Below are 22898 nucleotides of genomic sequence, written 5' to 3'. Positions count from 1 at the left end.
TGGAGAGTCCTTATGCGTTTGACCGGTCTTACACACCAATGGGTATTCGGCCTGCTGTGCGGTGTCGCCAGCAGCGCGGTCATCGCCGCCAGCAGGCCAGGACAGTGCCCGCGAAGAAATCGCCGCCCAGGCGAAAGTGCTGGAACCGGCCCTGCTGGAAACCCGGCGCGACATCCACGCCCATCCTGAACTGGGCAACACCGAAAAGCGCACCGCGGAACTGGTGGCCAAGCAATTGCGGGAGATGGGGCTTGAGGTCAAGACCGGCGTCGCCCGCACGGGTGTCGTCGCGATCCTCAAAGGCGCCCTGCCCGGCCCGACCGTTGCCTTGCGCGCCGACATGGATGCGCTGCCGGTCAAGGAGGTGTCCGACCTGCCCTTTGCCTCGAAGGCCAAGGGGGTGTACCTCGATAAAGAAGTTGACGTGATGCACGCCTGCGGCCACGACGCCCACACCGCCATCCTGCTGAGCACGGCAAAAATTCTGACGGGCATGCGCGATCGTCTGCCGGGTACCGTGGTGTTTTATTTCCAGCCGGCTGAAGAAGGCCCGAGCGACTTTATCCCCGATGGCAAGAACACCTGGGGCGCGAAGATGATGGTGCAGGAAGGGGTGATGAAATCGCCCAAGCCGGATGCGGTGTTCGGGCTGCATGTGTGGGCGGGTGTGCCTGCGGGGCAGATCGCATATCGGCCGGGGCCTACCCTGGCGAGTTCGGATGACCTGCGGATCAAGATCCTGGGCAAGCAGACCCATGCGGGGCGGCCGTGGGATGGGATTGATCCGATTACCGTGGGGGCGCAGGCCATCGTTGGGTTGCAGACGGTGGTGAGCCGGCGCACCGACATTTCTTCGTTTCCGGCGGTGGTGAGTATTGGCACTATCAACGGGGGGACGCGGTACAACATCATTCCTGAGTCGGTGGATATGAGTGGGACCATTCGCTCCTACGACTATGGCATTCGCCAGAAGCTGCATGCGGATGTGCGGCAGACCGTCGAGAAGATTGCCGAGAGTGGTGGGGCTAAGGCTGAGGTGACGATTATTGAGAAGTATGATCCGACCATTAACAACCCGGCGCTGACCGAGAAGATGCTGCCGAGTTTGCGTTGGGCGGCAAAGGGAGATGTGGTCAACGCCCCGCTGGTGGGTGGGGCTGAGGACTTCTCGTTTTATGCCAAGGAAGCGCCGGGGTTGTTTGTGTTTCTGGGGGTGACGCCTAGGGATCAGGATATGAGCAAGGCGGCGCCGAATCATAATCCGGGGTTCTTTGTGGATGAGTCGGCGTTGGTGGTTGGGGTACGGACGTTGGCTTCGTTGGCGACGGATTATTTGTATGCCAATGCGGGGGATTGAGGGTATATCCGTTATTTAGGTAACGGCCGCCTATGGTTCCGCTCTTACAGCGGCTCACTTTTGAAGAGCGCAAAAGTAAGCAAAACGCTCTTGCCCCACCACTCGGCTCCTCGCCTAGGCTCGGAGTGCCCTCACTCCGGCTTTGGACCGTGGGCCGCCGCGATGGGCCATCCTTGGCCCAGCGCGGCTAACCCGGCGTCCTGCCGGGTTACCCACGCTCCAAAGCCTGCGTTCGGCCAGCGTGGTTTAACGGGGCGCCTAAGATCAAGATCAAAAGCAGATCAAGAGCACAGCGGCCTCCCGGCCGGCTTGAGTGTTGAAGAGCAAAATCAAAAGCTAAAGCGGGCACGGTCCAAAAAATGTGGGAGCGGGCTTGCTCGCGAAGGTCGTTAACGATGACGCGGGCATTCTGAATGAACGCGGCGCTCTCAGGTTTTTCGCGAGCAAGCCCGCTCCCACAGAAAAGTAGATCTGTTTTCGCTCTGGTCTCTGCTTTTGCTTTTAACACTCAAGCCGGCCGGGAGGCCGCTGTGCTCTGCTTTTGATCTGCTTTTGATTTTGATCTGCGGGCCCCGTCAACCACGATGGCCTGTTGAAGAGCAAAAGCCAAATCAAAAGCTAAAGCGGGCACGGTCCAAAAAATGTGGGAGCGGGCTTGCTCGCGAAGGTCGTTAACGATGACGCTGGCATCCTGAATGAACGCGGCGCTCTCAGGTTTTTCGCGAGCAAGCCCGCTCCCACAGAAAAGCAGATCTGCTTTCGCTCTGGTCTTTGCTTTGGCTTTTAACACTCAAGCCGGCCTGTAGGCCGCTGTGCTCTTGCTTTTGATCTGCTTTTGATTTTGATCTGCGGGCCCCGTTAACCACGATGGCCGCAAGTAGGCACGGTGGAGCGGGTAAATCGGCAGGGAAGCCGATTTAGCCGCGCCGGGCCATGGATGGCCCGTCGCGGCGGCCCGCGGAATCGGGCCGGAGTGCGGGCATGCCGAGCCTAAGCGAGGCACCGAGTGGTGGGGCAAAGACCTTTTGGTTACTTTTGGGGCGTTTGCCAAAAGTGACCCGCTGTAAGAGCGGAACCCTAAGTGGCCGTTACCGCAACAACGGATATGTACACCGTCAAACCATCAACGCGCCCCACGTCACCCCGTCAAACCACATCCACCCCCACATGAATCGCATCATGCCGCCAAAACTCCAGATCACAATCAATCAACCGCTCATGCTGATCATAATTAACCCGAGCAATCCGCAACCCCGGGCTCCCCACCGACACCCTCAACGCCGCAGCCGCCTCAACCTGCAATGACGTCGGCACAATCTCAAACCGCACCCGCCCGTAGTGCAAGTCATACACCCGCGCATACAACTCCGTAATCGACTGATTCAAATCACACTCCAGAATCCCCGGAAAATACTGCGGGTTCAGATAGTGCTCCACATACAACACCAACCGCCCATCAATCCTGCGCCCCCGGCAAATCTGAATCACACTGGACAACGCCGGCAACTGCAACCACGCACACACCGCCGCCGAAGCCGGCTGCAACCGCGCCGAAATCACCTCGGTCGACGGCACCCGCCCCTGCGCACTCACCATCGCGTGAAAATGGCTGCGCTGCATCAAGTTGTAGGCAAGCCTGGGCGGCGACACAAACCACCCCCGCCGCTCCTCGCGATAAATCTGCCCTTGTGCCTCAAGTTGTAACAAGGCTTCCCGCACCGTAATGCGGGTGGTACCAAACAACTCGCTCAGCTTGCGCTCGGCCGGCAGCTTACTGCCAGGCGCCAACAAGCCATGGTCGATCTGCTCTTGCAGCGCCAGGCCAATGGTTGTCACCGCCTTGGTTGCCTCATCACGCATCAACGTTACCTATCTGGACTAGACCAGCACTATTCAGGTGCACAAAACGCCCGCTAAACGCGCCTCTGCTATTGCGTGCAAGCCTAGGCATTACACATGACCGACAGATGACAGCGCCTCGCGACGTTCTGCCACAAGACCTGCAATACATCGGCCAAGTCCAAGGGTTCCGGGCGGTTTGGCATGGTCTACGCTTATCCGGCAACCCCTCGTCCAGGCCAACAAAAAACGACATCGACATGAAACTGTCATCCGGCACGCCTAAATTGGCTCGTGTATTGCTGACCTAGACCAACACCTTCGCAATCGTTCATAAAAACGCAGCGTTGAAAACGCCCAAAGGAGCTTCGGATGAAACAGCTTTTCCTGGCATCACTGTTAGGCTCGACCATTGCCATGTGCACCGCCGCCATGGCTGCTGATACCGATTTGAAAACGCTCGAAGCCGCCGCGAAAGCGGAAGGCGCCGTCAACAGCGTCGGCATGCCCGATGACTGGGCCAACTGGAAAGGCACCTGGGACGACCTGGCCAAGATCTATGGCCTCAAGCACATCGACACCGACATGAGCTCGGCCCAGGAAGTCGCCAAGTTTGCGGCAGAAAAAGACAACGCCAGCGCCGACATCGGCGACGTCGGTGCAGCCTTCGGCCCAATCGCGGTGAAACAGGGCGTTACTCAACCGTACAAGCCGACTACCTGGGCACAAGTCCCGGATTGGGCGAAAGACAAAGACGGTAACTGGGCACTGGCCTACACCGGCACCATCGCGTTTATCGTCAACAAAAAGCTGCTGCACGGCTCCGAAGCCCCAAAAAGCTGGGCTGACCTGAAGACCGGCAAATACAAGGTGTCCATCGGTGACGTAAGTACCGCCGCCCAGGCTGCCAACGGTGTACTCGCCGCTGCACTGGCCAACGGTGGTGACGAGAAGAACATTCAGCCTGCATTGCTGATGTTCGCCGACATCGCCAAGCAAGGCCGCCTGTCGCTGGCCAACCCGACCATCGCCACCATGGAAAAAGGCGAAGTGGAAGTGGGCGTGGTCTGGGACTTCAACGGCCTGAGCTACAAAGCCAAGATGGCCAACCCGGATGACTACGTGGTGCTGATCCCGTCGGACGGCTCGGTGATTTCCGGCTACACCACCATCATCAACAAATACGCCAAGCACCCGAACGCCGCCAAGCTGACCCGCGAATACATCTTCAGCGATGCCGGCCAAACCAACCTGGCCCGTGGCAATGCGCGGCCGATTCGTGCCGAACACCTGACCTTGCCAGCCGACGTACAGGCCAAGCTGCTGCCTAACGAGCAGTACAAGAAAGTCACGCCGATCAAAGACGCCGACGCTTGGGAGAAGACCTCCAAGGCACTGCCGCAGAAGTGGCAGGAAGAAGTCATCATCAATATGCAGTAAGGCTTAACACGCCTATTTAAGTGGAGCGCGGTCAATGTGGGAGCTGGCTTGCCTGCGATAGCGGTATGACATTCAGCAGTATTGTCGACTGACACACCGCTATCGCAGGCAAGCCAGCTCCCACATTTGATCGGTGTTCCAACCGAAAAACCGAGTCAAGCCTATTTGTTGCGGAGCCCCAGCCCCTATGAAGCACAACGTCATCCTTGTCGTGCTCGACGGCCTGAATTACGAGGTTGCCCGACACGCCATGGGGCACTTGCAGGCCTATATCGGCGCAGGACGCGCAGCACTGTACAAACTGGAATGTGAACTGCCGGCCCTGTCCCGGCCTCTGTACGAATGCATCCTCACCGGCGTCCCGCCGATCGAGAGCGGTATCGTCCACAACAACGTCTCGCGCCTGTCCAACCAGCGCAGCATTTTCCATTACGCCACCGACGCCGGATTATCCACGGCGGCGGCGGCCTATCACTGGGTCAGCGAGTTGTATAACCGCAGTCCCTTCATCGCCGCCCGCGATCGTCATACCAACGACCCGGCGCTGCCGATCCAGCACGGGCATTTCTACTGGAATGACCATTACCCGGACTCGCACCTGTTTGCCGACGCCGAAAGCCTGCGCCTCAAACACGTGCCGAATTTCCTGATGGTGCACCCGATGAACATCGACGATGCCGGCCACAAGCACGGCCTCGACACCCCGCAATACCGCAACAGCGCGCGCTCGGCCGACATCATCCTCGCCGACTACCTGCAAGGCTGGCTCGACGCCGGTTACCAGGTGCTGGTGACGGCCGACCACGGCATGAACAACGACCGCTCCCACAACGGCCTGCTGCCGGAAGAACGGGAAGTGCCGCTGTTTGTGCTGGGTGATGCATTCAGCCTCGACACCCATGCCACACCCAAGCAAACCGAGCTGTGCGGCACCGTCTGCGAGCTGCTCGGTGTGCCCCACGACAAGCCTGTATGCCGGGAGCTGTTGAAGTGAATTCAGTGATCCGCGGCAAATGGCTGGCTGCCTTGTGCCTGGTGCCCTTCGCCCTCTTCTTTATCGTGTTCGAGATCGCCCCGCTGGTGTGGGTGATGATCAGCAGCGTCCAGTCGGAAGAATTCGGCTGGGGCCTGGCCAACTTCAGCAAGATCTTCAGTTCGAAGTTCTATATGCAGGCGATCCAGTACAGCCTGGAGATCAGTTTCTATTCCAGCGTATTCGGGATCATCATCGCCGTGCTGGGCAGCTACTCGCTGCGCCGGGTGGACGGACGGCTGCGTAATTTCGTGACCGCATTCGCCAACATGACCAGCAACTTTGCCGGCGTGCCATTGGCTTTCGCGTTCATCATCCTGCTGGGGTTCAACGGCAGCATCACCATCATGCTCAAGCAGGCCGGGATCATTCAGGACTTCAACCTGTACTCCAAGACCGGCCTGATCATCCTTTATACCTACTTCCAGATTCCCCTCGGCGTGCTGCTGCTCTACCCGGCCTTCGACGCGTTGCGCGAAGACTGGCGCGAGTCTGCTTCATTGCTGGGCGCGGACGGTTGGCAGTACTGGCGGCACATCGGTCTGCCGGTGCTGACGCCGGCGCTGCTGGGCACCTTCGTGATCCTGCTGGCCAACGCCCTCGGCGCCTACGCCACGGTGTACGCGCTGACCACCGGCAACTTCAACGTGCTGCCGATCCGTATCGCGGCGATGGTCTCCGGCGACATCTCCCTGGACCCGAACATGGCCAGCGCCCTGGCCGTGGTGCTGGTGGCGCTGATGACCGTGGTGACCGTGGTCCATCAACTGCTGCTCAAGAGGAGCTACCATGTCTCGCGCTGAACCTGGCTCGGCCGCCCTCTACCACCGCGTAGTGGTGTACCTGTTGTTTGCGATCCTGGTGCTGCCGTTGCTCGGTACCCTGGTCTACTCCATCGCCAGCAGTTGGTCGGCAACCATCCTGCCGTCCGGTTTTACCTTCAAGTGGTACATCCAGCTGTGGAGTGACCCGCGCTTCCTGAATGCCTTCGGCCAATCGCTGCTGGTGTGTGTCGGTGCGCTTATCTTGTCGGTGGTACTGATCCTGCCGCTGCTGTTTGTGGTGCATTACCACTTTCCAAAACTCGACGCGCTGATGAACATCCTGATCCTGCTGCCCTTCGCGGTGCCGCCGGTGGTGTCGTCGGTGGGACTGTTGCAGCTCTACGGCTCGGGGCCGTTTGCAATGGTGGGTACGCCGTGGATCCTGATCGGTTGCTACTTCACCGTAGCGCTGCCGTTCATGTACCGCGCGATCACCAACAACCTGCAAGCGATCAACCTGCGGGACCTGATGGACGCCGCCCAACTGCTCGGCGCCAGCACCTTCCAGGCTGCGTTCCTGGTGGTACTGCCCAACCTGCGCAAGGGCTTGATGGTGGCGTTGCTGCTGTCGTTCTCGTTCCTGTTCGGCGAGTTCGTGTTCGCCAACATCCTGGTGGGCACCCGCTACGAAACCCTGCAGGTGTACCTCAACAATATGCGTAACAGCAGCGGCCACTTCACCAGTGCCCTGGTGATCTCCTATTTCTTCTTTGTGCTGGTGCTGACCTGGGCCGCCAACATCTTGAACAAGGACAAAAGCCAATGAGCTTCGTCAGCGTCCAACACCTGCAAAAAGGCTACGCCGGCACGCCGGTCTTCAGTGACATCAACTGCGAAATCGCCAAAGGCGAATTCGTCACCCTGCTCGGCCCGTCAGGCTGCGGCAAGTCGACCCTGCTGCGCTGCATCGCCGGCCTGACCTCGGTAGACAGCGGGAAAATCCTGCTGGACGGCCAGGACATCGTTCCGCTGAGCCCGCAGAAGCGGCATATCGGCATGGTGTTCCAGAGCTACGCGCTGTTCCCCAACATGACCGTGGAACAGAACGTCGCTTTCGGCCTGCGCATGCAGAAGGTCAATGCCGACGACAGCCGCAAACGCGTGCAGGAAGTGCTGCAACTGGTGGAGCTGAAAGAACTCGCCGGCCGCTACCCGCACCAGATGTCCGGCGGTCAGTGCCAGCGCGTGGCCCTCGCCCGCTCCCTGGTGACGCGCCCGCGCCTGTTGCTGCTGGATGAACCGCTGTCGGCCCTCGACGCACGGATTCGCAAGCACCTGCGCGAACAGATTCGCCAGATCCAGCGTGAGCTGGGCCTGACCACCATCTTCGTGACCCATGACCAGGAAGAAGCCCTGACCATGTCCGACCGGATCTTCCTGATGAACCAGGGCAAGATCGTGCAGAGCGGCGATGCCGAGACCCTCTACACCGCGCCGGTGGATGTGTTCGCTGCCGGCTTTATTGGCAACTACAACCTGCTGGACGCCGACAAGGCCAGCAAACTGTTGCAGCGACCGATCACCGGGCGCATCGCCATTCGCCCGGAAGCCATCGAACTCAGCCGCAGCGGCGAACTGGACGCGCTGGTGCGCAGCCACAGCCTGTTGGGCAACGTGATTCGCTATCGCATCGAAGCCCGTGGGGTGGAATTGGTGGTGGACGTGCTCAACCGCTCGGCTGACGATCTGCACCCGGACGGTCAGCGATTGGCACTTTCCATCGACCCAAGTGCGTTGTGTGAAGTAGCCTGACGCACGATTTATTTGAGAGAGCGTGACTGATGGCTTTGGTAATTTTTGATCTGGACGACACCCTGATCCACGGCGACTGCGCCACCCTGTGGAGCGAGCAGATGGGCCGCCTGGGCTGGGTGGATGGCGAGTCGTTCATGCGCAAGAACGACGAACTGATGGCGGCCTACAGCCGTGGTGAACTGGCCATGGAGGACTACATGGACTTCAGCCTGGAGCCGATGATCGGGCGCACGCCGGAAGAGATCGAGCACCTTGTTGAGCCGTGGGTGGAAGACGTTATCGAGCCGCTGATCTACAGCGAAGCTACCCGGACTATCGCCCGGCACCGCCAGAATGGTGACCGGATTCTGGTGATCTCCGCGTCGGGGACGCACCTGGTGAAGCCGATTGCGGCGCGTATCGGCATTGATGAAGTGTTGGGGATCGAGTTGGACGTTGCTCATGGGGTGTACAGCGGCAAGACCACGGGTGTACTGACGTACCGCGAAGGCAAGATCACCCGCTTGATGGAATGGCTGGAGCAGGAAGGTGAGCACCTTGATGGGGCGTACTTCTACTCGGATTCGCGCAATGACTTGCCGCTGTTGCTGAAGGTGGAAAACCCGCAGGTGGTGAATCCGGACCCGGTGTTGCGGGCGCATGCTGAGAAGGCTGGGTGGCCGATTCATCATTGGGTGTGACGTTTTGCGCTGGTTTTAGGTGAGTACATATCCGTTATTTAGGTAACGGCCGCCTATGGTTTCGCTCTTACAGCGGCTCACTTTGGAAAAGCCCCAAAGTAAGCAAAGGGCTCTGCCCCGCCTGTCGGCGCCTCGCTTGGGCTCGGCGTTCCCTCACTCCGGCATTGCTCCGCGGGCCGCCGCGACGGGCCATCCATGGCCCGGCGCGGCTAAACCGGCGTCCTGCCGGTTTACCCGCTCCGCAATACCTGCGTTCGGCCTCGGGCTTATTGGGGCAGTCAGATCAAAATCAAAAGCAAAAGCACAGCGGCCTACCGGCCGGCTTGAGTGTTAAAAGCAAAAGCAAAAACCAGAGCGAAAACAGAGCTGCTTTTCTGTGGGAGCGGGCTTGCTCGCGAAGAACCTGAGAGCGCCGCGTTCATCCAGAATGCCCGCGTCATCGTTAACGACCTTCGCGAGCAAGCCCGCTCCCACATTTTTTGGACCGTGCCCGCTTTAGCTTTTGATTTTGCTCTTCAACACTCAAGCCGGCCGGGAGGCCGCTGTGCTTTTGCTTTTGATCTTGATCTTAGGCGCCCCGTTAAACCACGCTGGCCGAACGCAGGCTTTGGAGCGTGGGTAACCCGGCAGGACGCCGGGTTAGCCGTCCTGGGCCAGGGATGGCCCATGACGGCGGCCCACGGTCCAAAGCCGGAGTGAGGGCACACCGAGCCTAGGCGAGGTGCCGAGTGGTGGGGCAAGAGCGTTTTGCTTACTTTTGCGCTGTTCAAAAGTGAGCCGCTGTAAGAGCGGAACCATAGGCGGCCGTTACCTAAATAACGGATATACACCCAGCCCAACTCCCCCCCAACACAAATGTCGCATCTGAAATCAGGTCAGACTCTCGTCAATCACCAACACCAGCTTCCCGGAAATCCGATTAGTCGCCAGCTCAGCAAACGCAGCCTCAGCATCCTTGATCGGAAACGTCTTGGCCAATTGCGGACTCAAACGGCCCTCGGCAAACAACGGCCACACATGCTGGCTCAAGTCACTGAACAGGTCAGCCTTGAACTGATCATCCCGGCTACGCAACGTCGACCCCAACACCTGCACACGCTTGGCCAACACCTGCGCCAGATCGATCTGCGCCTCACGCCCTCCCATCAACCCGATCAACACCCAGCGCCCATCACGCGCCGCCAGCTTGAGATTCAGCGCCGCGTAATTCCCCCCCACCGGGTCAAGAATCACATCGAACGGTCCAAAATCCTTCAAGCCCTCGATGCCGTCAGTACGTACCACACCCCCCTGAGCCCCCAGCGCCTCACAGTACGCCAGGCGATCCGCCGACCCCACACTGACCCAACACGGGCTACCAAACGCCTTGCACAACTGAATCGCCGCCGAGCCCACCCCACTGGCGCCAGCATGCAACAACACCTTCTCCCCAGGCTTGAGGCCCGCCAGCTGGAACAGATTCAGCCACGCAGTGCTGTACACCTCGGGCAACCCGGCCGCTTCCACCAGCGACACGCCCTCCGGCACCGGCAGTACATGCCGCGCATCCACCACCACTTCTTCAGCCATCCCGCCACCAGCGAGCAAGGCGCAAACGCGATCACCCACCTGCCACGACGAACCGGCGCCGACTTCACTGATCACCCCGGAACACTCCAGGCCCAACACCTGACTGGCGCCAGGAGGCGGTGGATAGAGCCCTGAACGCTGTAATAAATCCGCCCGATTCAGGCCCGCAGCCGCCACATGAATGCGAACTTGGCCTACATCACATGTAGGACTCGGCTCGTCTTGCCACTCCACATGACCTTCAACGCCTTGCAATGCTTTCACAGTGCCTCCATAGTGAGTCTGGACTGAGCCCGTTGCTGTAGCGCCGGGCTTTTTGCATTATGCGACCGGCCCATATGGAACCGGCGACTTCAAAGACGGCCTAATATGCGTTATCAATTGCCCCCGCGTCGAATCAGCATGAAGCATTTGTTCCCCAGCACCGCCCTCGCTCTTTTTATTGGTATCGGCCTTCTGCCGCTATCGAGCAATACGTTCGCAGCCAACAGCTGGGACAATCTTCAGCCTGATCGCGATGAGGTGATTGCCAGCCTCAACGTCGTTGAGTTGCTCAAGCGCCACCATTACAGCAAGCCGCCGCTGGACGACGCTCGCTCGGTGATCATCTACGACAGCTACCTCAAGCTGTTGGATCCCTCGCGCAGCTATTTTCTGGCCAGTGACATCACCGAGTTCGACAAGTGGAAGACGCAGTTCGACGACTTCCTCAAGAGCGGTGATTTGCAGCCCGGCTTCACCATCTACAAGCGTTACCTGGACCGCGTCAAAGCGCGTCTGGACTTCGCCATTGGTGAGCTGAACAAGGGCGTCGACCAGTTCGACTTCACCAAGAAAGAGACCTTGCTGGTTGACCGCAAGGACGCTCCTTGGCTGACCACCGAAGCCGAACTGGACGACCTGTGGCGCAAACGCGTCAAGGACGAAGTCCTGCGCTACAAGATCTCAGGCAAAGAGCCGAAGGCCATTCAGGAACTGTTGACCAAGCGCTACAAGAATCAGTTGGCACGTCTGGACCAGACCCGTGCCGAAGATATCTTCCAGGCCTACATCAACACCTTCGCAATGTCCTACGACCCGCATACCAATTATCTGTCACCAGATAACGCGGAAAATTTCGATATCAACATGAGTCTGTCGCTGGAAGGCATCGGTGCCGTCCTGCAAAGCGATAACGACCAGGTGAAAATCGTGCGTCTGGTGCCGGCAGGTCCGGCCGACAAGACCAAGCAGGTTGCTCCGGCCGACAAGATCATCGGTGTGGCCCAGGCCGACAAAGAGATGGTCGATGTGGTCGGCTGGCGTCTGGATGAAGTGGTCAAGCTGATCCGCGGTCCGAAAGGCAGCGTGGTGCGCCTGGAAGTGATTCCGCACACCAACGCCCCGAACGACCAGACCAGCAAGATCGTGTCCATCACCCGTGAAGCGGTGAAGCTCGAAGATCAGGCCGTCCAGAAGCAAGTCCTCAACCTCAAGCAGGATGGCAAGGACTACAAACTGGGCGTGGTGGTGATCCCGGCGTTCTACCTGGACTTCAAAGCGTTCCGCGCCGGTGATCCGGACTACAAGAGCACCACCCGCGACGTTAAGAAAATCCTGACAGAATTGCAGAAGGAAAAAGTCGACGGCGTGGTCATCGACCTGCGCAACAACGGCGGCGGTTCCCTGCAGGAAGCCACCGAGCTGACCAGTCTGTTTATCGACAAGGGTCCGACGGTGCTGGTGCGTAACGCCGACGGCCGTGTGGACGTGCTGGAAGACGAGAACCCGGGTGCCTTCTACAAAGGGCCAATGGCGTTGCTGGTCAACCGCCTCTCGGCATCCGCTTCGGAGATTTTTGCCGGCGCGATGCAGGACTACCACCGTGCGCTGATCATCGGCGGCCAGACCTTCGGCAAAGGCACCGTGCAGACCATCCAGCCGCTGAACCATGGCGAGCTGAAACTGACCCTGGCCAAGTTCTACCGGGTTTCCGGGCAGAGCACCCAGCATCAGGGCGTACTGCCGGATGTCGATTTCCCGTCGATCATCGACACCAAGGAAATCGGCGAGAGCGCACTGCCTGAGGCCATGCCGTGGGACACCATCCGTCCTGCGATCAAGCCGGCGGTAGACCCGTTCAAACCGTACATCGCACAGCTGAAAGCTGATCACGAAGCCCGCTCCGCCAAGGATGCCGAGTTCATCTTCATCCGCGACAAGCTGGCCCTGGCCAAGAAGTTGATGGAAGAGAAAACCGTCAGCCTCAACGAAGCCGACCGTCGTGCGCAGCACACCGACATCGAGAATCAGCAACTGGTGCTGGAGAACGCCCGCCGCAAGGCTAAAGGCGAAGCCCCACTCAAGGAACTGAAGAAGGAAGACGAAGACGCGATCGCCGCCGAGCCTGACAAAACCAAGCCGGAAGATGATGCCTACCTGAGCGAGACCGGGCGCATCCTGCTGGACTACTTGAAAATCAGTAAGACGGTGGCCAAGCAGTAAATGATGGCAATTTAATGTGAACGCTCTCCGGAGTGTCATCAAATAGACATCATTCTGTCGTGAAATGAAGGACCTGCCCAAGCAGGTCCTTTTTTTTCGACCGAGAAAATCATGACCATGACCGAACAGCTGAATGCATTGGGCTCAATCCTGGCTCAAGGCAGTTTGCACAGCCTGTTCCAACCGATCATTTCTCTGTCCGAGCGACGCGTGGTCGGTTACGAGGCCCTCAGCCGTGGCCCGTCCAACAGCCCACTGCACTCCCCTATTGCGCTGTTCTCCGTGGCCCGCCACGCCGGGCGCCTCAGCGAGCTGGAGATGGTCTGCCGGGAAAGCGCCTGCCGGCGGTTCAGCGAACAGAAACTGCCAGGCAAGCTGTTCCTCAACGTCTCACCCGAATCCCTGCTGGAAACCGCCCATCAACCTGGCCGCACCCTGCAACTGCTCAGCGACTTCGGCATCCCGCCCAGCCAGGTGGTGATCGAACTGACCGAGCAAACCCCGACCGACGACTTTCAACTGCTGCAAACCGCGCTGCATCATTACCGCGACATGGGCTTTTCGATTGCCCTGGATGACCTGGGTGCCGGCTATTCCAGCCTGCGGCTGTGGTCGGAATTGCGCCCGGACTACGTGAAGATCGACCGGCATTTTATCGACGGCATCCACCAGGACGCCCTCAAGCGCGAGTTTGTCGGCTCCATCCTGCAAATTGCCAAGGCCTCCCGAGCCCAAGTCATCGCCGAAGGCATCGAATTGCCGGAAGAGTTGGCGGTGCTCACCGAGATGGGCGTCGACCTGGTGCAGGGTTACCTGCTCTGCCGCCCCCAGGAACAACCGCCGCAGGAGGCGCGGTTGATGTTGCCCAAACCTGACAGCGCCAACGTCGCGCTGAACGACGAAGGCAGCGACCTCAGCGCCCTGCTCAACGAACAACCGGCCGTGGGCCAGCACACCGCCACGGCGCAGGTGCTGGAAGCCTTCCGGCGCCAGGCCAACCTCAACTCCCTGGCGGTGCTGGATGAGCGTGGCCATCCAATCGGCATCGTGCACCGGCACTCGCTGTCGGACGCCCTGCTCAAGCCGTTCGCCACCGACCTGTTCGCCCGCAAGCCCATCAGCCGCTTGATGAGTGATGACTTCCTCGCGGTGGAACTGAGCCAGTCCTTGCAGCAAGTCAGCCGCCTGCTCACCAGCCGCGCACGCCAGCGGATCGAGGAAGATTTCATCATCACCCTCAACGGCGATTACCTGGGGCTGGGTCGGGTGATCGACGTGCTCAAGCTGATTACCGAGCTGAAAATCCAGCAGGCACGCTACGCCAACCCGCTGACCCTGCTGCCGGGCAACGTGCCGATCCAGCAGTGCCTGACGCGGTTGTTGCAGCAACAGCGTGAGTCCGTGATCTGCTACGTCGATATCGACAGTTTCAAACCGTTCAACGATATCTACGGCTATGGCCGGGGCGATGAAGTGCTGCTGTGCCTGGCGCAATGCCTGAACGACCGGGTAGACCCCAGCCGCGACTTTGTCGGGCATATCGGCGGTGATGACTTTTTGCTGGTGCTGGGACCGCAGGATTGGCGCAAGCGGCTTAACCAGTTGCTGGACGACTTCCACACTCAATGCCGGCGCTTCTATCGCAGCGAGCATCTGGACGCGGGCTGTTTCGTTGCACTGAACCGCCAGGGTGTGCGCCAGGAGTTTGCCTTGCTGTCGCTGTCCATCGGCGTGGTGCATTTGTATCCACAGGCCTGTGGACAACTCGATGCCAGCCAGTTGGCAGAACTGGCCTCGCAAGCCAAGCACCACGCGAAGAACGTGGCCGGCTACAGCATTCATGTGATCGACAGTCTGGAGTTGGGCCAGGCAGAAGCGGAGCCGCTCTAGATCAGAGTTGTTCCAGACGCATCTGCGCCAACGGGTGCCCGGCCCGGGCGGCGATTTTCCACCAGCGTGCCGCTTCCAGCGGATCCGGCGCCTTGCCAAGGCTGCCCGCGAGGCTCAACACCCCAATCTGGTAGGCCGCCTTGCCATCTCCGGCCTGGGCCGCCAGCCGCAACAGCCGCACGCCCTCTTCACGGGCGCCAAGGCCCTTGCCGCGAAACGCCAGGATATGTCCGTAGAAACTCTGGGCCCCTACGTCGCCCAGATTGGCCATGCGTGCGAACTGACCTTCAAGCCATTGCCAGCAACGTGGCTGGCGCATGAACCAGGACCAATGAAACAATTTGCGCGCCAGCCAATAACTGACATACGCCTTAAGCTTCCAAAACACTATGCCTCCGCTGACTCGGGATAATCGTACTCAAACACCCGCACCACTTCCGATGCGTGCCACGACGCTGCAGCCACGCCATCAGACGGCCCGCAGAAGCGTCCAAGACGCTCCACACATTCAAAGAAGCCGGTGCGTGGCAGGCGGCTCGCGCCCTGGCTGATCACCAGTGAACTGCGCAGCGGCTGGTCGGCCTTAGCATCCAGCGCCGCCAGGTGTTCCAGCGCAGCCGTCAGGGTTTGCATGGCCGGCGTGGGAAATTGCAGGCGCTCCAGCAATGCGCGGTAGGTCAAGAGGTGGCGCTGTCGGCGCGCCTGGTCCAGTTCGTTGATTAACCCATCCCAATGCTGACGGCTGATGCGTACGCTCACGTTTCTTCCCTCCAACCTGCGACGCCCAGTTCCCAGGCCAGGCTGCGGCGGATGGCTGCGTCCGGCTGGCGTTCACCACTTTCGATCAAGCCCAGGTAAGACGGGCTGATGCCCACTGTGCGCGCAAGAGCCTCGATGGCCAGGCCTTTGGCCTCGCGCAGGCTTCGCAGCTGCTCCAGGGGGCGCAGATCCGGTTCGGCAGTGGCTTGGCGAATGTTCGAAGCAGGAGGTGTCGGCTGCTGCTGACCGGCGGCTTTTAACAGCGCCTGATACTGAGCCCAAGGCAGAACCGCATATTCGGGTTCGCCATCCTTTGTAATTATCTGAATATCCATGACCGCCCCGTAGGATCACAACACTTACTTCGTAAGTACTTTCCTTAGGAGTGTAATCCTAACAGCCACAAAGAGCGCAGGGGGATATTCGCAAGGTTCAGTTTTTTTTCAGTTGTTCCTGCTCAAGCAGCAGAGGCGTCGCTGGCAGGCGCTCAACCACCGCAAGCTTCTCCGGGACCTGACGCTCGCGCCAGGCACGAAAAGCGCTCAGTTCGCCGTCCAGGGTCTTCATGACCCATGCCAGCACGGCAATGTCGTCGAGCATGCCGAACACCGGAATAAAATCCGGGATCGCATCAATCGGACTAAGGAAGTACATCAGCCCCGCCACCACTGAAATCAGCGCCTTGGGGCTGATGGCCCGGTATTCGCCGCGCCAATAGGCCAGGCACAAGGCCTGGAGCAGCTTGAGGTCGTCCTTGAGCTTGCCCAGCCGGTTGCCCTGGCTCGAGCCTTTGGCGGCCACCGCGAACAGCAACGTAGGCAAGCGCCCTCGGCCCAGCAGGCGGGCGGCCATGGGCAGGAAGCGGGTGAAATTAAACGGTGCTTTCATCGTCACTCCAGTTCCAGGCGACAGAAAAGGTTATCCACACAAATTGTGGATAACCTTGTGAACAGAGCCTGTTTTCCAGGCTGAAAGCCACGTAATACAAGGCCTACAGTCAGATCGGGCGTTTTTTGCGCACATAAAAAAAACCCAAGAATTCATTGACTTGGAGATTATCTGCGTCTACCCGTGCTCGGGTCTTTTATCAGACTGCTCTAGCCCGCATGGGTTCGGTTGAATTTGCCCTGGATTCAACTGATCGTTCCCACGCTCTACGTTGGAACGCCGCCTGTGGCGCTCCGCACTTGCTGTTAGCGCTAGGCTTGAGCAATGCGCAATGGTGACGCAGAGCGTCACGGGATGCATTCCCACGCAGAGCGTGGGAACGATCGCAGCGCGTGGGAACGATCGCATAGGCCAGAAACAACAACGCCCCGTCGAGACGGGGCGTTGTGTGTTCAGGTGCTGATTACTTCTTGGCAGCAGGAGCCGCCGGTGCGTCAGGAGCGTCCGCCTTGGACGGATCCTTGATAGCCAGCAGTTCCAGATCGAATACCAGCACGGAGTTGGCTGGAATCGCCGGGCTCGGGCTCTGCGCGCCGTAGGCCAGGTCGGACGGGATGTACAACTCGACCTTCTCGCCAACGTGCATCAGTTGCAGGCCTTCGACCCAACCTGGAATCACGCCGCTGACCGGCAGGTCAATCGGGCTGCCGCGATCCACGGAGCTGTCAAAGGTGGTGCCGTTGGTGAGCTTGCCGGTGTAGTGAACAGTCACTACGTCGGTAGGCTTGGGTTGAGCACCGTCCGCTTTCTTCACGATCTTGTATTGCAGACCGGAAGCAGTGGTGACAACGCCGTCTTTCTTGGCGTTTTCTTCGAGGAATTTCTTGCCGGCGGTTGCCGACTCTTCGCTCATCTTGGCCATACGCTCTTCAGCACGTTTTTGCAGTGCGGCGAAGGCTTCGACCAGCTCGTCGTCTTTCAGCTTCTGTTCTTTCTTGCCGACGGCATCTTCGATGCCTTGGGCTACCGCTTTGGAGTCCAGGTCATCCATACCTTCTTGAGCAAGGCTTTTGCCCATGTTCAGGCCGATACCGTAGGAAGCTTTTTGCGCCGGGGTTTTCAGCTCTACGCTGGTTTGCGAATCACAACCCGCAAGTACCAGGCTAACCAGGGCCACCGCCGCCGCCAACCGATGCTGTTTCATGCTATTTCCTTGTTCGTGTGCCAAAAGGGCATTCGAGTAAAGTCGCGAGCTTATCAGGCGGCCACGACCAATGGCTACCGGCATGTGAGCAGGAAACTTCTGATAAGTTCACGTGTTTAAAAGCATTTTCATTCAATCCAGGGCCCTGCAACGGACAGCAGCAGCACTGGAACGAAGCTCATGGCCACTTGCCGCACTGCTGGCCTGATGGCATAAGAACGCTAGAACTCGACAAGGATAGTTATCTTGCGCATTTTTTCCCGTGTTTTGCTGATGATTTTCATACTGCTGGGCCTGATCCTGGCGGTGGTGCTCTATTACGTGGTCAACCCGAAGCTGCCGGTTTACGTGCCGGTGGAACAGGTGCATTACCAGGACCAATGGAGCGCCGCAGATCGCCAGACCTATTACTTCACGCCCCAGGGCACCCAGGTCAAGGGCCTGCGGTATGCCTGGTTTACCGCCCTGGAACTGCCGTTCTCCGAACAGCGTTTCGCCACACCCGAATACCTGGCGCGCTTTGGTTTTCTGGTAGACCCCAAGCAGGTGCCCACCGCGCAGAACCCCGGCAACCTGCCGGTGGGTTTCGCCCGGCATAAAAATACTGGCAGCAATGATGAGTTTCTCGACATCACTTGCGCCGCCTGCCACACCGGCCAGTTGAACTTCAAAGGCCAGGGCCTGCGGGTCGACGGTGGCCCGGCGCAACATGTGCTGCCGTCCAGCGTGCCGACCCTGCGCGGCGGCAGCTTCGGCCAGGCACTGGTCGCCAGCCTGGCCTCGACCTACTACAACCCGTGGAAATTCGAACGTTTTGCCCACACCGTGCTGGGCCACGACTACAACGACCAGAACGTCGCGCAACTGCGTCAGGACTTTAAGAAGTCCCTGAACAACTTTCTGAAAGTCGCCTGGAACGACACCCACCGCGGCCTCTACCCCACCGAAGAAGGCCCGGGCCGCACCGACGCCTTTGGCCGTATCGCCAACGCCAGCTTCGGCGACGCCATTTCCCCCGACAACTACCGCATCGCCAACGCCCCGGTGGACTACCCGCAACTGTGGGACATCTGGACCTTCGACTGGGTGCAATGGAACGGCTCGGCCCAGCAACCCATGGCCCGCAATATCGGCGAAGCCCTGGGCGTCGGCGCCACCCTGGACTTCTTCGACAACGCCGGCCAGCCGCTCCAGGGCGATGCGCGCTACGCCTCCAGCGTGCGGGTACGTGACCTGAACACCATCGAAGAAACCCTGCAACGGCTCAAGCCACCCACCTGGCCTGAAGACCTGTTCGGCGCCATCGACAAACCGTTGGCCGCCCAAGGCCGCGCGTTGTTCACCGAAAACTGCGCCGGCTGCCACGTACCGGCAGTTTCCCAAGTCGATGGCCGCCCGGTGCGCCAGTTGAAAATGCTTCCGGTGGAAGTCATCGGCACCGACCCGACTACCGCCAACAATATCGCTGACCACCGCTTCGACCTCAGCGCCCTGCAATGGGACCCGGCGGAGTTGGCGAAAATGAACGTCGAACTGCACCCCACCCCCACCGAGCCGCTGGACCTGCGCAGCATTTCTTCAGCCAAAGGCCTGGCGTACATCACCGCCTTTGTCGAAGACCACGCCTACCGTGCCGCCGGCGTGACACCTGCCGAACGTCCGCGCCTGGACGGCTTCGGCCTGCCCATCGGCGTGCGCGAATTGCGTGCCTACAAGGCACGGCCACTGGCCGGGGTATGGGCGACACCGCCATTCCTGCACAACGGTTCGGTGCCGACGATCTATCAATTGCTCTCGCCTCAGGACGAGCGCAGCCCGACCTTCTATAAAGGCACCTTCGAATACGACCCGCGCCACCTGGGCTATCAAACCGCTGCGTTCCCCAACGCGTTCCTGTTCGATACGCGCATCACCGGCAACTACAACAGCGGCCACGAATTCCGTGCCGGGCAGCGTGGCAACGGGGTGATCGGCCGAGGCTTGCTGCCTCAGGAACGCTGGGCGCTGCTGGAATATTTGAAAGTGCTGGGTGGCCCGCTGGAACAGCAACTGCCCTGACCCAACCGACTTCGCAGAAAAGGATTTTTAAATGCTCGCTCGACTTTGGCTACGCCTCGGTGCGTTTCTTGGCAAGACCCTGTTATGGCTGGTGGGCCTGGGCCTGCTGGGCTGGTTGCTGTCCACCCTGTGGTTCGCCTGGCAACACAGCGGCCCGGTGTCGCCGGATGAACAGATCCCGCCGGGTGAGGCCGCCATGACCCAAGGCATCATCCAGACTGCGGTACGCATCGTCGATCAACACCGCGAGGGCACGCGTTACCTGCGGGACGCGCATGCCAAGGCCCATGGCTGCGTGAAAGCCGAGGTCAGCGTATTGCCGGACCTCGACCCAGCCTTGCGCCAGGGCGTGTTCGCCGAGCCGGGCAAGACCTGGCAGGCGATGATGCGCTTGTCCAACGGCAATGCGTACCCGCAGTTCGACAGCATCCGGGATGCCCGGGGGATGGCGATCAAGTTGCTGGACGTGCCGGGCAAGCAGTTGCTGGCGGATCAGCAGGCGCGGGGTGAGCAGGACTTTGTGATGTTCAGCCATCCGAACTTTTTCGTCAGTGATGTGGCGGAGTATGCGCAGAACGTTTCGGCCCAGGCGGATGGCAAGAAGGTCCTCGCGTTCTTCCCCGGGTTGGATCCGCGCAGTTGGCAGGTGCGGCATTTGTTTATCGCCCTGGCGACGTTGGCGCCGCCGCCGGTGAGTCCTACGCAGACGACGTATTTCTCGGTGTCGCCGTATAAGTTTGGGGCGGCGAATGCGAAGTTTCGGGTGGCGCCGGATCCCCAGGGGTGTCCGGCGTATGTGCTGCCCAAGCAGAATCAGGACCTGCCGAATTTTTTGCGCAGTGCGTTGAATCAGCAACTGTCGACGGACCGGGTGGCGGCGTGTTTTGTGTTGCAGATTCAGCGGCAGAATCCGCAGAAGTTTATGCCGATCGAGGACACCAGCGTTGAGTGGAAAGAGAGTGATGCGCCGTTTGAGACGGTGGCCAAGGTGGTGATTCCGGCGCAGGATTTTGATACGCCGGCGTTGAATCTGGCTTGTGATAATCAGTCGTTTAATCCGTGGTTTGGGGTGGAGGCGCATCGGCCGATTGGGGGGATTAATCGGTTGCGTAAGGCGGTGTATGAGGCGGTCAGTGATTATCGGCATAGCCGGAATTTGTAGCTCCGCGGTGTGGGGTGCATATCCGTTGCTGCGGTAACGGCCGCTATTGGTTCCGCTCTTACAGCGGCTCACTTTTGAAGAGCGCAAAAGTAAGCAAAACGCTCTTGCCCCACCACTCGGCTCCTCGCCTAGGCTCGGAGTGCCCTCACTCCGGCTTTGGACCGTGGGCCGCCGCGATGGGCCATCCTTGGCCCAGCGCGGCTAACCCGGCGTCCTGCCGGGTTACCCACGCTCCAAAGCCTGCGTTCGGCCAGCGTGGTTTAACGGGGCGCCTAAGATCAAGATCAAAAGCAAGAGCACAGCGGCCTCCCGGCCGGCTTGAGTGTTAAAAGCAAAATCAAAAGCTAAAGCGGGCACGGTCAAAAATGTGGGAGCTGGCTTGCCTGCGATGGCATCAACTGGGTCTGCCTGATACACCGAGTTGTCTGCATCGCAGGCAAGCCAGCTCCCACAGAAAAGCAGATTTGTTTTCGCTCTGGTTTTTGCTTTTGCTGTTAACACTCAAGCCGGCCGGTAGGCCGCTGTGCTCTTGCTTTTGATTTTGATCTGACTGCCCCAATAAGCCCGAGGCCGAACGCAGGTATTGCGGAGCGGGTAAACCGGCAGGACGCCGGTTTAGCCGCGCCGGGCCATGGATGGCCCGTCGCGGCGGCCCGCGGAGCAATGCCGGAGTGAGGGAACACCGAGCACTAGCGAGGTGCCGACAGGCGGGGCAGAGCGTTTTGGTTACTTTGCCGCTTTTTGTACGGACCGGACACATGGTGGACACATGTGCGGGGACATGGTTGACACATTATGGACCATAGTCTGGCTTGCTCACGTCGATTGTTCGTAGGAAGTGATGGCAAAAGTAGACATCAAAAAGCCCATCACTTTCAGGATTAGGACGTATGGCGAGGTGATGCCCAGCCAGACCCTTAGCGATGCTGAAATAGCGTTTCTGAAAGCGGAATCGGCTGTGATAAGCCTTGGCCAATACGTCGTCCGGTCCGTATTCAAACTCCGATAACTGCTGCGGATAAGCCCATGGGCTGGCTCGATACCGGTCCATCGGCACCTTGTAGTCCAACGCTTGATGAGGCCGTTGCAAGTTATAAACCTCACGCCATTGATCAAACGCTGTTTGAGCTTCCTTGATCGTGGAAAACTGACGCCCATCAAGCACTTCGGCCTTGAGTGACCGATGGAAACGCTCAATCTTTCCATTGGTTTGGGGGTGGTAAGGACGGCTAAAGCTGATCCGAATTCCTAAGCGAATCAACCAGATACTCAGCTCTGTGATTTCGCCAGGATTGCGTGGCGAGCCCCAGGGCGGGCCGTTATCGACGTTGATGCGAGCCGGTAATCCGAAGCGCTGGAACACTTCGATCATTTTCTCTTTCACCGTGGTCCCACGCTCGTTATCACAGGCCTGAATCGCCAGGTTGAATCGCGAGTGGTCGTCCAGCAGGGTCAGGGGATGGCATCGGCCTTGTTGCGTCGGGAAATGCCCTTTGAAGTCCATCTGCCAAAGATCGTTAGGCGCATCGTGTTCAAATCTCAACTTTGCCGCTTGTTCCTTCTGAGCAGGCTGAATTAGCCCGTGTCGGTGCAGAACATTAGTAACGGTGCTGGGAGCGATTTGTTTTTTCAAAATGCTGCTGATCGTGCGCCCACCCCACGCTGGATGCTCTTGCCTGAGCGCTATGACCGCCGTCTCTAGAGTGGTGTTGGTCAGCTTGGGGCTGGTGACAGGTTTGCGGGACTTCTCTTGCAGCCCCGACCGGCCTTGCGTCTCGTAGCGATCGAGCCACTTGTACGCCGTTTGGGGGCTGATACCGAATCGTCGACACAGTTCTCGTTTATTACTGCCGGGTTGCCGCGCCAAGGCGACAAACTCTTCTTTCAGGCTCATGGCATCTCTCGTGTTCCAGGGCATGATGGTTTTCCGGCAAAGTTAGCTCGCCGAAAAGTGTC

Annotated in this window: 19 protein-coding genes and 1 pseudogene; 11 read left to right on the top strand and 9 right to left on the bottom strand. The window is 59.4% G+C overall.

Going from position 1 to position 22898, the window contains the following annotated elements; all coding sequences use genetic code 11:
• The first annotated feature begins 12 nt into the window (after positions 1-12).
• Positions 13-1357 (top strand): annotated as a pseudogene (locus tag ACUN0G_RS22850) (amidohydrolase).
• 508 nt (positions 1358-1865) lie between these two features.
• Here the strand turns inward: ACUN0G_RS22850 and ACUN0G_RS22845 are convergent.
• Together ACUN0G_RS22845 and ACUN0G_RS22840 are read right to left on the bottom strand one after the other, a co-directional pair.
• A complete protein-coding gene (locus ACUN0G_RS22845; RefSeq protein WP_445574328.1) occupies positions 1866-2147 on the bottom strand; it encodes a hypothetical protein in 282 nt (93 codons plus the stop codon).
• 356 nt (positions 2148-2503) lie between these two features.
• Positions 2504-3217 (bottom strand): UTRA domain-containing protein, encoded by a 714-nt coding sequence (locus ACUN0G_RS22840; RefSeq protein ID WP_445574327.1) that lies wholly within the window; start codon positions 3215-3217, stop codon positions 2504-2506.
• 351 nt (positions 3218-3568) lie between these two features.
• Here ACUN0G_RS22840 and ACUN0G_RS22835 point away from each other — a divergent pair, with 351 nt between their 5' ends.
• The 6 genes from ACUN0G_RS22835 to ACUN0G_RS22810 all read left to right on the top strand — a co-directional run bounded on the left by ACUN0G_RS22835 (position 3569) and on the right by ACUN0G_RS22810 (position 8928).
• A complete protein-coding gene (locus ACUN0G_RS22835) occupies positions 3569-4636 on the top strand; it encodes an ABC transporter substrate-binding protein (protein ID WP_017479502.1) in 1068 nt (355 codons plus the stop codon).
• A gap of 187 nt (positions 4637-4823) precedes the next feature.
• On the top strand, positions 4824-5630 hold the full coding sequence (locus ACUN0G_RS22830) for an alkaline phosphatase family protein (protein ID WP_445574326.1): 807 nt from the start codon (positions 4824-4826) through the stop codon (positions 5628-5630).
• Positions 5627-6472, top strand: coding sequence for an ABC transporter permease (locus ACUN0G_RS22825; protein WP_226478521.1), 846 nt, complete (start codon positions 5627-5629; stop codon positions 6470-6472). The genes ACUN0G_RS22830 and ACUN0G_RS22825 overlap by 4 nt, the downstream gene beginning before the upstream one ends.
• Complete coding sequence (locus ACUN0G_RS22820; RefSeq protein ID WP_003219747.1) at positions 6459-7259, top strand: ABC transporter permease; 801 nt, start codon at positions 6459-6461, stop codon at positions 7257-7259. Before ACUN0G_RS22825 ends, ACUN0G_RS22820 begins: the two co-directional genes overlap by 14 nt.
• Complete coding sequence (locus tag ACUN0G_RS22815) at positions 7256-8245, top strand: ABC transporter ATP-binding protein (protein WP_445574325.1); 990 nt, start codon at positions 7256-7258, stop codon at positions 8243-8245. Before ACUN0G_RS22820 ends, ACUN0G_RS22815 begins: the two co-directional genes overlap by 4 nt.
• A 29-nt stretch (positions 8246-8274) precedes the next feature.
• Positions 8275-8928, top strand: coding sequence for an HAD family hydrolase (locus tag ACUN0G_RS22810; protein ID WP_076015301.1), 654 nt, complete (start codon positions 8275-8277; stop codon positions 8926-8928).
• An 870-nt stretch (positions 8929-9798) separates the two neighbouring features.
• On the opposite strand, the gene ACUN0G_RS22805 is transcribed toward ACUN0G_RS22810, so the two are convergent.
• Complete coding sequence (locus tag ACUN0G_RS22805; protein WP_445574324.1) at positions 9799-10761, bottom strand: zinc-binding dehydrogenase; 963 nt, start codon at positions 10759-10761, stop codon at positions 9799-9801.
• 138 nt (positions 10762-10899) lie between these two features.
• On the opposite strand from ACUN0G_RS22805, the gene ACUN0G_RS22800 reads away from it, so the two are divergent.
• The gene (locus ACUN0G_RS22800; protein WP_442968524.1) at positions 10900-12981 is read left to right on the top strand and encodes a carboxy terminal-processing peptidase; all 2082 of its coding nucleotides are present in this window, start codon (positions 10900-10902) and stop codon (positions 12979-12981) included.
• Between the two features lie 111 nt (positions 12982-13092).
• Positions 13093-14871 (top strand): bifunctional diguanylate cyclase/phosphodiesterase, encoded by a 1779-nt coding sequence (locus tag ACUN0G_RS22795; RefSeq protein ID WP_258347039.1) that lies wholly within the window; start codon positions 13093-13095, stop codon positions 14869-14871.
• 1 nt (position 14872) lies between these two features.
• Here ACUN0G_RS22795 and ACUN0G_RS22790 read toward each other — a convergent pair whose 3' ends face one another.
• The 5 genes from ACUN0G_RS22790 to ACUN0G_RS22770 form a co-directional block, all read right to left on the bottom strand.
• Positions 14873-15259 (bottom strand): tetratricopeptide repeat protein, encoded by a 387-nt coding sequence (locus tag ACUN0G_RS22790; RefSeq protein ID WP_258347040.1) that lies wholly within the window; start codon positions 15257-15259, stop codon positions 14873-14875.
• A complete protein-coding gene (locus ACUN0G_RS22785) occupies positions 15259-15630 on the bottom strand; it encodes a hypothetical protein (protein WP_010166435.1) in 372 nt (123 codons plus the stop codon). The genes ACUN0G_RS22790 and ACUN0G_RS22785 overlap by 1 nt, the downstream gene beginning before the upstream one ends.
• Complete coding sequence (locus tag ACUN0G_RS22780; protein ID WP_445574323.1) at positions 15627-15965, bottom strand: helix-turn-helix domain-containing protein; 339 nt, start codon at positions 15963-15965, stop codon at positions 15627-15629. The genes ACUN0G_RS22785 and ACUN0G_RS22780 overlap by 4 nt, the downstream gene beginning before the upstream one ends.
• Before the next feature lie 97 nt (positions 15966-16062).
• A complete protein-coding gene (locus tag ACUN0G_RS22775; RefSeq protein WP_258347042.1) occupies positions 16063-16518 on the bottom strand; it encodes a YkvA family protein in 456 nt (151 codons plus the stop codon).
• A 463-nt stretch (positions 16519-16981) separates the two neighbouring features.
• A complete protein-coding gene (locus ACUN0G_RS22770; RefSeq protein WP_003211122.1) occupies positions 16982-17722 on the bottom strand; it encodes an FKBP-type peptidyl-prolyl cis-trans isomerase in 741 nt (246 codons plus the stop codon).
• A 246-nt stretch (positions 17723-17968) separates the two neighbouring features.
• On the opposite strand from ACUN0G_RS22770, the gene ACUN0G_RS22765 reads away from it, so the two are divergent.
• Positions 17969-19780 (top strand): di-heme-cytochrome C peroxidase, encoded by a 1812-nt coding sequence (locus ACUN0G_RS22765; RefSeq protein WP_445574322.1) that lies wholly within the window; start codon positions 17969-17971, stop codon positions 19778-19780.
• Between the two features lie 31 nt (positions 19781-19811).
• Positions 19812-20942, top strand: a complete 1131-nt coding sequence (locus ACUN0G_RS22760; RefSeq protein WP_445574321.1) for a catalase family protein — start codon at positions 19812-19814, stop codon at positions 20940-20942.
• 793 nt (positions 20943-21735) lie between these two features.
• Here ACUN0G_RS22760 and ACUN0G_RS22755 read toward each other — a convergent pair.
• Complete coding sequence (locus ACUN0G_RS22755; protein ID WP_445573294.1) at positions 21736-22860, bottom strand: IS481 family transposase; 1125 nt, start codon at positions 22858-22860, stop codon at positions 21736-21738.
• Between the last annotated feature and the right edge of the window lie 38 nt (positions 22861-22898).

It is taken from the genome of Pseudomonas sp. 32A (assembly GCF_052682255.1).
The sequence above is the reverse complement of the archived record's forward strand: the minus strand, read 5'-3'. Positions and strand labels throughout refer to the sequence as shown.